Source organism: Streptomyces thermoviolaceus, from assembly GCF_045209695.1.
GTDB lineage: Bacteria > Actinomycetota > Actinomycetes > Streptomycetales > Streptomycetaceae > Streptomyces > Streptomyces thermoviolaceus.
This window is the reverse complement of the sequence record NZ_CP109280.1, coordinates 198,894-211,815: the sequence shown is the minus strand read 5'-3', so window position 1 is coordinate 211,815 and position 12,922 is coordinate 198,894. Positions and strand designations below refer to the sequence as shown.

The following is a 12,922-nucleotide window of genomic DNA, read 5'->3' as shown; positions in this document are numbered from 1 at the left end:
GAGCCGCCGACGGGGCCGCTCAGTCGCCGGCCGGGGCCGACGCCCGCTTCCGGGCCGCCATCACCGCGTACACCAGCACACCCGCGAACAGGAACAGCACACCCTGGTACACCGCCGCATAACCGGCGCCCGCGACCAGCCACAGCGAGAACGCGGCGGCGATCACCGCGACCACGGCGTCGCGGACCAGCCGCCGCCCGTCCACCCGGTCACGGCGCCCGGAGACCAGGTGGAAGATCTGCGCGGCGGTGGCCAGCAGATACGGCACGGTCGCGGTGAACGTGGTGATCAGCACCAGCACCTCGAAGACCTTCCCCGAGCCGGAGGCGTAGTTGTACACGGTCAGCAGGGAGGCCAGGACGACGGTGACGGCGACCCCGACGGTCGGCACACCGCGCCTCTTGCGGGCGAACACCGCCGGGAACAGACCGTCCTGCGCGGCCGCGTAGGGGGTCTGCGCGCTCAGCAGGGTCCAGCCGTTGAGGCACCCGGTCATCGAGATCAGCGCGGCCAGCGCGACGGCCCAGCCGCCCCAGCTGCCGCCGAACATGGCGTTCACGGCGTCGGAGAACGGCGCGGTCGACTCCACCAGCCGGTCGTGGGCCACCGTACCGAACACCGACACCGTGCCCAGCAGGTACACCAGGGCCGCACCGGCGGTGCCGATCACGGTGGCGCGGCCGACGTTGCGGCGCGGGTTCTTCACCTCTCCGGCGCTGACCGCGGCGGACTCCACGCCCAGGTAGGAGAAGAGCAGGATGGCGGCGGAGGCGGACACCGCGCCGACGGGACTGCCGCCGCCGGGGTTGAACGGGCCCAGGTTGCGCGCGTCGAAGAAGAACAGCCCGCCGACGGCGACCAGCAGCAGCGGCAGGAACTTCAGCACCGTGGACACCAGCTGCACGGCGCCGACGTACCGGGTGCCGGCGAAGTTGGCGAGCGCGGGCAGCCACCCCAGGACCAGCGCGGCCAGGCACGCCGTCCACCAGTGCTGGTTCACCGGGATCAGCACGTCCAGATATCCGACGGCGGCGACGGCCAGCGCGGCGTTGGACACCCAGGTGGTGATCCAGTACGCCCAGGCGGCGAGGAAGCCCGCGAAGTCGCCGAAGGCCTCACGCGCGTACACGTACGGGCCGCCGGTGAGCGGGGTGCGCTCGGCGAGCCGGCCGAACACCAGGGCGAGGGCGATGGCGCCGACGGTCAGCACACCGAAGGCGAGCAGGCTGACCGTGCCGTACGGTGCGACGGAGGCCGGAAGCAGGAAGATGCCGCCGCCGATGATGTTGCCCATGACCAGCGCGGTCGCGACGGGCAGCCCGAAACGGCGGGCGTGCCGACTGTCGGGGGCGGCCGGGGCGGGGTGGTCCGGGGAAGCGGCCGGGGAGCCGGAGGGGGAGGTCTCCTGCGGGGCCGGAGCCGACTGCGGGGCGGTTCCGGGGACGTGCATGGGGGTGGTGCTGCCTCTCTTCGAACTGATGCCCGGGATCGCCGGACCGTGCCCCATGGTCCGGCATCGCCGAAGGGCGCGGCAACTCGCCTGGAATCGTCCGCCGGGGGGTGCGGCGATCCGTAAAAAGTGCGCCGCCGCACGGTCCCGGCCGGGAATTCTGCGGAGCCGCCGTGCGGGGTGCCGCCGGGGGAGTTTCGCCCGGGGAAAGGCCCGCCGGATGATCTAGCGTGAGCGACATGTCCGACATGCCGACCGGGAAGCCGGTGCCGTCCGCGAAGGAACGCCGTCGCCCGCGCACCCTCTCCACGTGCTGGAACGCCTTCCGGCAGTCGCCCTTCCTGCCGGCGGCCGTGCTGCTGCTGATCATCTCCGCCGCGGCCGGAGTCTTCGCCGGCTCCTACACCTACGCCATGGCCGACCCCACCCCGCGCTCCGTCCCCACCGCGGTCGTCGGCGCCTGGGACCGCGAGCCGGCGCGGCGCTTCGTCGCCGGCATGGAGAAGGCGCTGGACGCCTCCCTCAAGCTGCACCCCTACGACAGTCTCCGCGCGGCCGAGGCCGCCGTGGACGAGCAGCGGATCTTCGCCGTCCTGGACGTGGAGGCCACGGGGAACACGATCACGCTCCACCTCTCCAGTGCCTCGGGCGCTTCCGTCGCGCAGGTGCTCCAGGAAGCGGCGCAGCAGGTCGGCCCGGCTGCCGGGGTGCGCGTCACCGTCCGCGATCTCAAGCCGCTGCAGCGTGGCGACCCCCGCGGACTGGCGATCTTCTACATCTCGCTCGCCGCGGTGGTCGTCGGATTCGTCGGCGCCATCCAGCTCAGCGTGCACGCCCGGGACCTGAACCCGGCCGAACGCATCGCCTTCACCCTCGCCTACTCCCTGCTCGGCGGCTTCGTGATCGCGGCGGTGGTGGACTGGCTGCTGGGCGCGCTCCGGCTGCCGTTCGTGGAGTCCTGGCTGATCCTGGCGCTGACCATGTTCACCTCCGGCATGGTCTTCACCATGTTCAACACCCTCATCGGGCGCTGGGCCATGCTGCCCACGTGGGGCCTGATGGTGCTGCTCGGCAACCCCTCCTCCGGCGGTGCCGTCTCCTGGCCGCTGCTGCCCTCCCCCCTCGGCACGATCGGCCGCTGGCTGCCGCCGGGCGCCTCGGTGAACGCCCAGCACACCGCCGTGTACTTCGCCGGCCATCAGCATGCCTTCCCGTTCCTGGTCCTGGCGGGCTGGACGGTCGTCTCCTGCGCCGTCTTCTGGATCTGGCGGCACCGCCACCCCGGCGGCCGCACCGAATCGGCGCCGCAGTCCCCGGCGTGACCACCGCACCCTCCGGGCCGGCGGACCGCACCCTCCGGGCCGGCGGACCGCGCCCGCCGACAGCACCGCACGGCGGTCCAAGACGGCGGCCGGGTGACGGACACCGGCGGGACCGGACGTACCGTCGGCCCCGCCGACGCTCACGACGCCCGACGGGCCGCCGGCAGCGCGGGCGCCGCACGGCCCGATCCGGCACCCGGCACCGCGGCCGTCTTCCGAGGCACTCCACCGGGCCCGTCGGCCGGAACCGCCGCCGGCACCGCCGCGGGGCCCGCACGGCGGACGGCCTGACGCAGGGGGCCGGATCCCCGGGCCGCCCCCGCGCGGCCGGCTCTCCGCAGCGCCCCGTCCTCCGGGACCGGGCCGGCCTCGTCCGCCCGGGCACCGTCCCGCTCCCGTTCCGGGTCCGGTTCCGTCCGCCGGTCCTCGAGCCACTGCTGGTAGACCGGGGACTGGCGGGCCACTTCCCAGTAGGCCTCCTCCAACGGGCCGAAGGCGCGGTCGAGTTCGACCTCCGTGCGGGCCGCGAGCAGCAGCCGCACCCCGATCGGATCGCCGTGCAGCGGCCGGACGGCCAGATCGGGCCGCGGCTGCGCGGTGGGTTGGCTGACCGTCACCACCTCACCCATCGCGGCCAGCGAATACGCGGTCAGATAGTCGCCGTGCAGCATCTCCGGCTCCACCCCCGCCGACCGCAGTGCCCGGGACAGCGCGTCCCATTCGCCGTCGACCGTGGAGTCGATCATCCACCGCTCACCGGCCAGGTCGGCCAGCCGTATCTCGCGCCGCGCGGCGGCCGGATGGTCCGCGGCGAGCGTGACGAACTGCGGTTCCCGCTCGACGAGCACCCGCAGGCGCAGGCCGGGCGGCACCCGCAGCGGACTGCCCTCGACCTCGTGCACGAACGCCAGGTCGATCCGGCCCTCGGCGACCATGCGCAGCAGGGCGTTGGCGGAGACGTCCATCTGGAGCGTGGGTTCGCTGCCGGGCGCCGCGGCCCGCAGCCGGCGCAGCCAGCCCGGGATGGCCCGGCTCGCGGTGGCACCGATGCGCGGATGACAGCCGCCGGCGGCACGTGCGGCGGCCGCCCGGGTCTCGGAGACGATCGCGGCGAACTCCGTGACCAGCGGCCGGGCGCGACTGAGGACCGCGTGACCCAGCGGGGTGGGACGGCAGCCGGTGCGCGAACGCACGAACAGCTCGGCGCCGAGCAGATGCTCGATGCGCCGCAGCTGCGCGCTCAACGACGGCTGCGCCAGGCCCAGCTGGCGAGCCGCCCGGTGCAGGCTGCCGGAGTCGGCGATTGCGCACAGCACCCGAAGGTGTCTGACCTCCAGCTCCATGGTGGGGAGGGTAGGCGGCGCCCGGTGCGGTGCACCAGATGCTCATTCTCACCATGAGCCCCACCGGTTGACGGGTGATAGCACGATGCTGTCCCCAGGTGCCATCATCCGCCGGGGGCTGCACCTGATCCAGACTCGTCCCTGACCGATCGTTCGACCCCCACTGGGGTTCTTCGTGCGGACCGGCCGGAGCGGCACGCGGTGCCCGAGTGCCCGCGCGCCCGGCACGACCCGGACGACAGGCCCTAGGACGAGTAGGAGAATCCATGCAGTCCTCCCGCACGAGCGCCAAGAGACTTCTCGCCCTTGCGCTCGGTCTCGGTCTGGCGAGTGCCGCACTGGGCACCGCGACCCCGGCAGCCGCCGCCCCCGACACCACCCGTGCCGCCTACGCCCCCCACGCCGGCACCGGTGAGAGCGTCACCGGGAACAACGCCTTCTTCGAGGCCGTGCTGAAGTCGGTCGCCGAGAAGCAGGCCGCGAACCCGAGCCTGAAGTCGGTGACCGTCTACTACAACGCCTCCCAGGCGCCGAGCTTCGCCTCGCAGATAGCGAGCGCCGCCTCCATCTGGAACAGCTCCGTCTCCAACGTCAAGCTCCAGGCCACCTCGGGCACCGGGGACTTCGCCTACTACGAGGGCAGCGACTCGCGCGGCTCCTACGCGTCGACCGACGGCCACGGCCGCGGCTACATCTTCCTGGACTACGCGCAGAACCAGCAGTACGACTCCATCCGCGTCGTCGCCCACGAGACCGGTCACGTGCTCGGCCTGCCCGACCACTACGAGGGTCCGTGCAGCGAGCTGATGTCGGGCGGCGGCCCCGGCCCGTCCTGCACCAACCGCTACCCGAACGCCACCGAGCGGGCCAAGGTCGAGCAGCTGTGGGCCAACGGCTTCGCCAAGGCCCTGCAGAAGGTCAACCACGTGCGCTGACCGAGCCGGGTGAACGCATGCCGCTGAAGCCGCACGGGCGGGGCTCGACCCCTCCGTGACGGCTGCGGCGGCACGCGGACGCGGGCATGCGGCCTGGCCGGCGGACCGGGCCGCGCCCGTGGCAGGACCGCGACGGGAGCCGGCATCGCCCGGCCGTCCCGCCGCACCGCACTCCGGCGGACACGCCCGGAGCGGATCACCGTGGCGCCGCTGTCACGCGGGGAGCACCGGCCGCCACGGTGATCCGCGGGGGATCACATGCTGACGGCGAACCGCATCAGGGCCCGTTCGTCGCCCTGCTTGACCTTCCCCGTCTCGTTGATCACCTGAAGCTTCCAACTGTCGCCCACCCGCACGGCCTTGGCCACGGCGCAGGCGTTGTCCTGGGTGAGCATGCTGGGCCAGATCTCGGCGACCTGCTCGGCCTCGCCCCCCGTCGCGTCGTACACCTTGAAGCTGATGTTGCGTGCCTTCTGGAAGGAACTTCCCTTCTTGAAGGCGGCGGCGATGAACACGATCGAGGTGATCTGCGGCGGGATGCGGGCGAATTCGACCGTCACGGTCTCGTCGTCGCCGTCGCCCCGGCCCGTCTGGTTGTCACCGCTGTGCACCAGCGAGCCGTTGCCCATCGGGTCCAGCGAGTCCAGGCCGGCCAGCCGCACCGGCTCCGAGTCCCGCAGGGCGATCGCGATGAGGTCGAGGTCCGTACCGGCCTTCCGGCGGAGCAGCCCCATCACTCCGCCGCTGGCCCCGGAGGTGGGGTCCCAGGCGACCCCGATCGACATGTGGGTGACACCGTCCAGGTCGGCGGGGCCGTCTTCCTTCGTGAGCACAATCATGGCTCGATCATCGGGGTGAGCGGCCCCGGTAGGCAAAGTGCGCCGCGATGCGGGCGACTTCGCCGCGGGCCGGGAGCCGTGCGGGAACCCGCCCGGCGACAGGGACCTCGACGACGGGTGCCGGCGGTCGGCGGTGCCCTCACCGCGCCGCCGCCCGCGCAACGGCCCGGCACGCGGGCGCGCCCGAGCGGCTCCGGGTGCACACCGCCCGGTGCTGTTGCACTCGTCACAATCCCGGCGGACACGAGCTTTCCATGACGGACGTCACATCGCGCTGCGCATGGTTTGTCTACGTTCATCTCCACTGCCCGTGACGTCTCCCCCCCCCCGCGAGGGCTGTCCGCCATGCCGTATCCGTCCACCCCGGCGCCCGTGCAGTCCGTGGCGCGGCGCCCCGCCGCCTGCGCCGGCGTACTGCTGACCGCCGCCCTCGTCCTCCTCGGCGCGCTGCAGGCCCCGCCGGCGGCCGCCGACCCGGGCACACCCCGGGCCGCCGCCGCGACCGCGCACCCGCACGGCACACCCCGGGTCACCGCGGCCGTCCTCGATCTCGACGGCGACACGCGGGAACCCCTCGTCCGTGGCGACGACACCCCCTACGACACCGCCAGCATCGTCAAGCTCGACATCCTCGCGGCGTTGCTGCTGCGCGCCCAGGACGCCGGACGCCCGCTCACCGCGCGGGAACGGTCCCTGGCCGAGCCCATGATCGAGCACAGCGACAACGCCGCCGCGAACGTCCTGTGGCGCCGCATCGGCGGTGCCCCGGGCCTGGAGGCGGCCAACCGGCGTCTGGGCCTGCGCGCCACCGAGGGCGGACCCGGGCGCAGGTGGGGGCTGACGCACCACGGCGTCCGACCAGATCCGCCTGCTGCGCGCCGTCTTCGACGACCGGGCGCCGGGCGGCGGCGCCCCCGCCCTGCACCCCGGCTCCCGCCGCTACATCCGGACCCTGATGAGCCGGGTCGCACCGGAGCAGACCTGGGGCGTCTCGGCGGCGTCGGGCTCGGCGACGGCGCTGCCGGGCTCCGCGACGGCGCTGCCGGGCTCCGCGACGGCCTTGAAGAACGGCTGGCTGCGACGCAGCACCACCGGTCTGTGGGACGTCAACAGCGTCGGACGCGTCACCGCGGGCGGGCACCGCTACCTGGTCGCCGTCCTGTCGGACGGCAGCGCCACGATGGACGAGGGCGTCGCGGCGGTGGAGCGGACGGCGCGGGCGGCCGTCGCCTCGGCCGCCCGCGCATGACCGGGCGGTGCTCACCGCCCGCGGCGCGAGAACGGGCCGGGCGGCGCCGACGGCAGACAGCCGTACGACGCCGCCCGGCCCGTCCGGGAGAGGGCCGACCCTAGACCGGCCGGCGGTGCAGCACCCGTGCGGCCGCCTCGTGCTCGGCCGCGGGCGGGGACAGTTCGCTGAGCACGTCCAGGTCGATGTCCTCCCGCAGCTCCGCTTCCCACGCCTCGGCGAGCCCTTGCTGCTCGGCGTGCGGCAGCTTCCGGATGCGTTCCCGGTCGGGCGGGGGGAGGGCCGCCAGGAACCGTTCGACGGTGTCGATGGGCATCTTCGCCTCCTCGGTCGCACGGCGACGACGGTCCCCGACGGGTACCCTCCCTGCCGCGCGCCGACCGTCCCGGGTCAGCGCAGCGCCGGGGGAGCGGCCTGCGGGCCGGTGCCCCAGTCGGACGGCTCGGTGCCGACGGTGAACGCCAGCGTCCGCGTCCGGCGCAGATCGTCCGTGGTCAGATAGGTGCGGCCGTACGCGGTGCCGTCGACCGACGCCGACTGGATGTAGCGGCGGGCGTCCGAGGTGCCGGGCGCCGTGATCGTCAGCGAGCCGCGCGGGTAGTGGCGCCGGTCGAGCCGGAGGTCGACCCGGTCGAAGACCGGGGTGGACAGACCCCAGGTGGCGTAGCCGGGCTGCACCGGGAAGATCCCGATCGACGACAGCACGTTCCAGGCGGACATCGTGCCCAGGTCGTCGTTGCCGGTCATGCCGGTCGGGGTGTCCGTGAACAGGGTGAGCGCGGCGTGCACCACGTCCGTGGTCTTCCACGGCTGCCCGGTGGACAGATAGGTGTACGGGGCGATCAGGTCCGGTTCGTTCTGCGGGTTGTACTTGTCGGCGTTGTAGTAGTCGTACGGGCCGTTCACCCACACCTCGCGGGCCGTCCTCGCCGGGTCCCGCAGCAGCTGGTCGTAGGCGAAGAAGGAGTCCAGGCGGTCGTTGGCCGCCTGTGTGCCGCCGATCAGGGAGATCATGCCGGGCAGGTCCTGCGGCACCAGCCACTGGTACTGCCAGGCCGTGCCCTCGTGGAAGCCCTCGCTCTGCGCCGGGTCGGCCGGTCCGGTGAAGGCGCCCGAGGCGTCACGTGCCCGGAAGAAGCCGGTGGAGGCGTCGAAGACGCTGCGGTAGTTCTGCGCGCGGGCCGCGTAGCGTGCCGCGTCCTCGTCGTGGCCCAGGTCGCGGGCCATCTGGGCCAGCATGGCGTCCGCCAGGGCGTACTCCAGGGTCGCGGAGGCGCCGTGGTCGTAGTCGGAGTCGCCGGGCTTGGCGTGCGGACGGCCCTTGATGTAGGGCGCGTAGCCGTTCGCGAGGTACTCCTTGTTGGCCTCGCGGCCCACGGCCGGGGAGTCGGCGGGCGGCACACCGTCGGCGTTCTTCTTCAGGGCCCGGTAGGCCCGCTCCTCCCAGCCCTTGAGCAGCCCCTGCTGGTAGGCGTTGGTCAGGAACGGGGTGACCGGGTCACCGGTCATGATGTTCGTCTCGACCGTGCCGTAGCCCCACTTGGGCAGCCAGCCGCTCTCCTCGGAGATCTTGACGACCGAGATGGCCATGTCGCGGGCCTCGCGCGGCGCGAGCAGCGACAGCAACTGCGACTGGGTGCGGTAGGTGTCCCACAGCGACCAGTTCTGGTAGTACGTGAAGCCCTGGGCGTGGTGGATCTTCTGGTCCCAGCCGGTGTAGCGGCCGTCGGCGTCGCTGCCGATGTTCGGCGCCAGGAACGAGCGGTACAGCGAGGAGTAGAAGGTGCGGCGCAGGGTCTCGCTGCCGCCCTGCACCCGGACGTCGTCGAGACGGTCCTCCCAGGCGCGCCGGGCCGCCTCGCGCACCGCGTCGAAGGAACGGCCGCCCTCCGCACGCAGGTTGACGGCCGCGCCGTGCGCGTCCACGTACGACAGGGCCGTCGTCGCCTCGACGGTACGGTCCTCGGTGGTTTCGAAGCGGAGGTAGGCGCCGCCCGTGCCGGTCTTCGCGCCCGGCGTGACGGTGGAGCCGCTCCAGGTGCCGTAGGCGGTGAACGGCCGGTCGAACCGGGTGATCGTGTACACGGTGTACGGCTCGGTGTCCTGGCAGAAACCGCGGCCGGTGACGGCGGTGCGCACCGTGCGGTCGTCGAGCACCTCCACCTCGGAGGACACCGTCCGGTGCAGTGACTGCGCGGCGTTCAGCAGCACGTTGGCCTTGTCGGTGGCGGGGAAGGTGTAGCGCTGCACACCGGTGCGGGCGGTCGCGGTCAGCTCGGCCTTGATGCCGCTGTCGAGTCCCACCGCGTAGTAGCCGGGGCTCGCCTGCTCGTCGTCGTGGCTGAAGGCGGCGGCGTACCGGGCGTAGTCCGTCTCCGTGACGTCGCCGGTGGTCGGCAGGACGGGCAGGTCGCCGCCCAGTCCGCAGCCCACACCGGACAGATGGACGAGGGAGAAACCACGGATGTGGTCCTGGGAGTAGTCGTACCCGGTGTTGTGCCCGGTGTCCGGGGAGAACTGCACCATGCCGAACGGCACCGCCGCACCGGGGTAGGTGTTGCCTTCGTTCTGCGTGCCGATGAACGGATTGACGAGATCGGTGAGCCTGTCCTCCCGGGCGTCGGCCGCGTGGGCGGCGGGCGCGGCGAGAGCGGCGGCGAGCAGGGCGACGGCCGCGGCGACCGTCCCTCCGCTCCGCAGGCGTGGGGTCCATCTCATGGGCGTCAGCCCCTCCCCGAGGACAGATGCGATTCGGACAACGTTGTCAGAAAGCGGCCGCGGGCCATTCTTCGAGCCTGAGCGTGTACTCGTCAAGACCGGGGACGCGGGCGGTCCTCCGGTGCGGGCGAGGCGCCCGATCGGGCTACGCCCGGGGGACGTCACCCGACAGGGGCACGTAGCGTCACCAGTGAGTGACTCGTCTCGCTGCGACACCGCCGGAGGTGGAATGTGCGCCGGATCCCCTCGCGCAAGGCGCGGCCGTCCCGCATACGTCCGGGCACCCGGGTGGTGCGCCCGGGAGCACGTGTGGCCACGGCGGTGGCCGCCGGACTGGCCACCGGTTCCCTGGTTCTGGTGACGAGCGTCCCCGCGCTCGCGGCGGCGCCGGATCGCGCCGACTCCTCACCGCCGTCCGTCCCGCCGCTCGTGGAACCGCCGGCCGCCCCCAGCGGCCCGGTGCCCCCGCTGGTGCAACCGCCCTACCCTCCGGTCACCTCCGTCCTCCCGCCGTCTTCGCACGCCACGCCCACGGCATCCGCCTCGTCCGCCGCGCCGGTCGCACCACCCGCTCCGCAGTCGAGCGAACCGCCGTCGACCGGCTCACCGGTGCCCCCGCTGGTGCAGCCGCCGGCCGAGCCCCCGCAGGAGCGGGCGTGCGACAGCCGGGTCGCGGCGGGGGACACCCTCTGGGACCTCGCCGACCGGCTGCTGGGCGACGGCGGCCGGTGGCGCGAGCTGTACGAGGCGAACCGTGCGGCGATCGAGGCGGCGGCCCGCGCCCACGGTCTCGCCGCGAGCGACGGCGGACAGCTGGTGTTCCCGGACGTGCGCCTGCGGATCCCCGGCGCCTGCACCTGACGGCGGCGGACCCGGATCCGCCCCGGCGCAGGCCGTCCGCCGGGCCTGGCGGAGGTGCCACCGGAGGCGCAACCGGCGGCGGGACGAACCGGCAACCGTGCGAACGGGCAGCGGCAGGCCAGAGACAAGGACGGCCGGCCCGGCGGGGCGGGGAGTGCGGAACGGTCCGCGCGGCGGCCACAGGCGCCGGCGGTCCGTGCCGGCGGGCACACCGCACCGGCGGACCCGCCGCACCGGCACCGCGCGCGCCGGCCGGACCGCGGTCGCGGCCGCCGCGGCCGCGGTCCCGTGGCCTCGCCTCCCCGGCGGGCGGAAACACCGCAGCATCGGGTACCCGGTGTCCCGCCCCGGCCCCGGGCCGGCACACCTGCCGGTGTTCCGCGGGCGCACCACGGGGCGGCCGCCGCTCCGGCAGCAGGACGTATGTCCGCTCCGGCGGCGACATCGTACAAGTCGGACACGCGAGACAGGGTGGCGCTCGTGGACGTGACACCTGAGGGTCCGGCCGGCTCCGGCGCGGAACGGCTGCGGGACGCATTGGCCCGCATGCCGCGACAGGTCCGCGAGGAGCTGACCCTGCGCCTGCGGCGCCGCAAGAGCGTCCTGCGCACGGAGGACGTGCATGTCGTCGAGCCCCCGCTGCTCAAGCGCGCGGTCGGCGCCTCGGCGCTGGGCAACTGCATGGAGTGGTTCGACTTCGGCGTCTACAGCTACCTCGCCGCCGTCATCGGCAAGGTGTTCTTCCCCGGTGCCTCCCCCGGTGTGCAGGTGATCTCCTCCTTCGCCACCTTCGCCGCGGCGTTCGTGGTGCGGCCCCTGGGCGGGCTGGTCTTCGGCCCGCTCGGCGACCGCATCGGCCGGCAGAAGGTGCTCGCCACCACGATGATCATGATGGCCCTGGGCACCTTCGCCATCGGCGTCATCCCCGGCTATGGCACCATCGGCATCGCCGCGCCGCTTCTGCTGCTGCTGGCCCGCATGGTGCAGGGCTTCTCCACCGGCGGTGAGTACGGGGGTGCCACCACCTTCGTCGCCGAGTACTCGCCCGACCGCCGCCGCGGCTTTCTGTCCAGCTGGCTGGACTTCGGCACGTTCGTCGGCTACGCGCTGGGCTCCGCCCTGGTCACACTGCTCCATGTGCTGCTCGGCGACGACCAGATGCTCGCCTGGGGCTGGCGTGTGCCGTTCCTGATCGCCGGCCCCCTCGGCGTCATCGGCCTGTACATGCGCCTGAAACTGGAGGAGTCGCCCGCCTTCCAGCAGCAGCTCGACGAGCACGAGAAGAGCCTGGCCCAGAAGTCCGTGGGCAGCGAGTTCCGGACCATCGTCCGGGGCCACTGGCCGGAGCTGCTCATCTGCATGGGCATCGTGCTGCTGTACAACGTCACCAACTACATGGTCACCGGCTACCTGCCCACGTACCAGACGGAGACCCTGCACCGCTCCAGCGACTTCGCCGACCTGCTGGTGCTGCTGGGCATGGTGTGGATCGTGCTGCTGATCACGTTCATCGGCCGCCTCAGCGACCGCGTCGGCCGACGCTCCGTCTACGGGGTCGCGGCGGCCGCGATGATCGTGCTGTCCGTGCCGGCGTTCGAACTGATCAAGACGCCCGGCTTCTGGGCGCCGGTGGCCGGTGTGCTGCTCCTGTCCACGCTGCTGGCCTGCTTCGCGGCCCCCAGCGCCGCCACCCTGCCCGCGCTCTTCCCCACCGCCGTGCGGTACGCCGCCATGGGGATCGGCTTCAACATCTCGGTCGCCGCCTTCGGCGGCACCACCCCGCTGGCCACCGCCGCACTGGTGGAGGCGACCGGCAACGACCTGATGCCCGCCTTCTACCTCATGGCGGCCGGGCTGATCGGGCTGGTGACCGTGAAGTTCCTGCCGGAGAGCGCACAGGTGCCGCTGCGCGGCTCCCGGCCGATGGTGGGGTCCGCGGAGGAACGGCGCGAGTTCCTGACGACCGCCGAGGCGCTGTACCGGGCCACCGTCAAGACGGGCCGGACGGGGTAGCCGGACAGGTGTGCCATGCCGTCACGGGGGGCGCGTCCCTCGGGATGCGACGCCCCGACTCCCAGGCGCGGAATGGCGCGCAACCACCGATTCCATGCGGCCGAAAGCAATATTGCAGCCGACTGCAAGATTGCTTACGGTGGCAAGCAGGGACGACGAACACGGACGAAACATGATGATCCGGGTGGCAGC

At 73.1% G+C, this 12,922-nt stretch carries 9 protein-coding genes and 2 pseudogenes; 6 read left to right on the top strand and 5 right to left on the bottom strand.

Annotation, left to right across the window (positions count from 1 at the left end):
• Window positions 1–19 precede the first annotated feature (19 nt).
• On the bottom strand, window positions 20–1,450 hold the full coding sequence (locus tag OG899_RS00925; protein WP_189427659.1) for an amino acid permease: 1,431 nt from the start codon (window positions 1,448–1,450) through the stop codon (window positions 20–22).
• Window positions 1,451–1,689: 239 nt separating this feature from the next.
• Between OG899_RS00925 and OG899_RS00920 the strand changes: the two genes are divergently transcribed.
• On the top strand, window positions 1,690–2,772 hold the full coding sequence (locus tag OG899_RS00920) for an ABC transporter permease (RefSeq protein WP_229813747.1): 1,083 nt from the start codon (window positions 1,690–1,692) through the stop codon (window positions 2,770–2,772).
• A 359-nt stretch (window positions 2,773–3,131) separates the two neighbouring features.
• Here the strand turns inward: OG899_RS00920 and OG899_RS00915 are convergent.
• Window positions 3,132–4,115: pseudogene (locus OG899_RS00915) on the bottom strand (LysR substrate-binding domain-containing protein); the annotation flags it as partial.
• A gap of 266 nt (window positions 4,116–4,381) precedes the next feature.
• On the opposite strand from OG899_RS00915, the gene snpA reads away from it, so the two are divergent.
• Window positions 4,382–5,050 carry a snapalysin gene (snpA, locus tag OG899_RS00910; protein WP_125497344.1) on the top strand — a complete coding sequence of 223 codons (669 nt, stop codon included), beginning with the start codon at window positions 4,382–4,384 and terminating at the stop codon, window positions 5,048–5,050.
• Window positions 5,051–5,304: 254 nt separating this feature from the next.
• Here the strand turns inward: snpA and OG899_RS00905 are convergent, their stop codons facing one another.
• The gene (locus OG899_RS00905; RefSeq protein WP_189427657.1) at window positions 5,305–5,889 is read right to left on the bottom strand and encodes a TerD family protein; all 585 of its coding nucleotides are present in this window, start codon (window positions 5,887–5,889) and stop codon (window positions 5,305–5,307) included.
• A 345-nt stretch (window positions 5,890–6,234) separates the two neighbouring features.
• Here OG899_RS00905 and OG899_RS00900 point away from each other — a divergent pair.
• Window positions 6,235–6,645, top strand: a pseudogene (locus OG899_RS00900) (hypothetical protein); the annotation flags it as partial.
• A gap of 199 nt (window positions 6,646–6,844) precedes the next feature.
• Window positions 6,845–7,138, top strand: a complete 294-nt coding sequence (locus OG899_RS00895) for a hypothetical protein (protein WP_406311202.1) — start codon at window positions 6,845–6,847, stop codon at window positions 7,136–7,138.
• A 100-nt stretch (window positions 7,139–7,238) separates the two neighbouring features.
• Here the strand turns inward: OG899_RS00895 and OG899_RS00890 are convergent, their stop codons facing one another.
• Together OG899_RS00890 and OG899_RS00885 are read right to left on the bottom strand one after the other, a co-directional pair.
• A complete protein-coding gene (locus OG899_RS00890) occupies window positions 7,239–7,454 on the bottom strand; it encodes a hypothetical protein (protein ID WP_125497341.1) in 216 nt (71 codons plus the stop codon).
• Window positions 7,455–7,528: 74 nt separating this feature from the next.
• Window positions 7,529–9,856, bottom strand: coding sequence for a GH92 family glycosyl hydrolase (locus OG899_RS00885; RefSeq protein WP_168131015.1), 2,328 nt, complete (start codon window positions 9,854–9,856; stop codon window positions 7,529–7,531).
• Window positions 9,857–10,165: 309 nt separating this feature from the next.
• Between OG899_RS00885 and OG899_RS00880 the strand changes: the two genes are divergently transcribed.
• The gene (locus OG899_RS00880; protein WP_168131016.1) at window positions 10,166–10,717 is read left to right on the top strand and encodes a LysM peptidoglycan-binding domain-containing protein; all 552 of its coding nucleotides are present in this window, start codon (window positions 10,166–10,168) and stop codon (window positions 10,715–10,717) included.
• A 546-nt stretch (window positions 10,718–11,263) separates the two neighbouring features.
• Window positions 11,264–12,730 carry an MFS transporter gene (locus tag OG899_RS00875; RefSeq protein ID WP_229813792.1) on the top strand — a complete coding sequence of 489 codons (1,467 nt, stop codon included), beginning with the start codon at window positions 11,264–11,266 and terminating at the stop codon, window positions 12,728–12,730.
• Window positions 12,731–12,922: the final 192 nt, after the last annotated feature.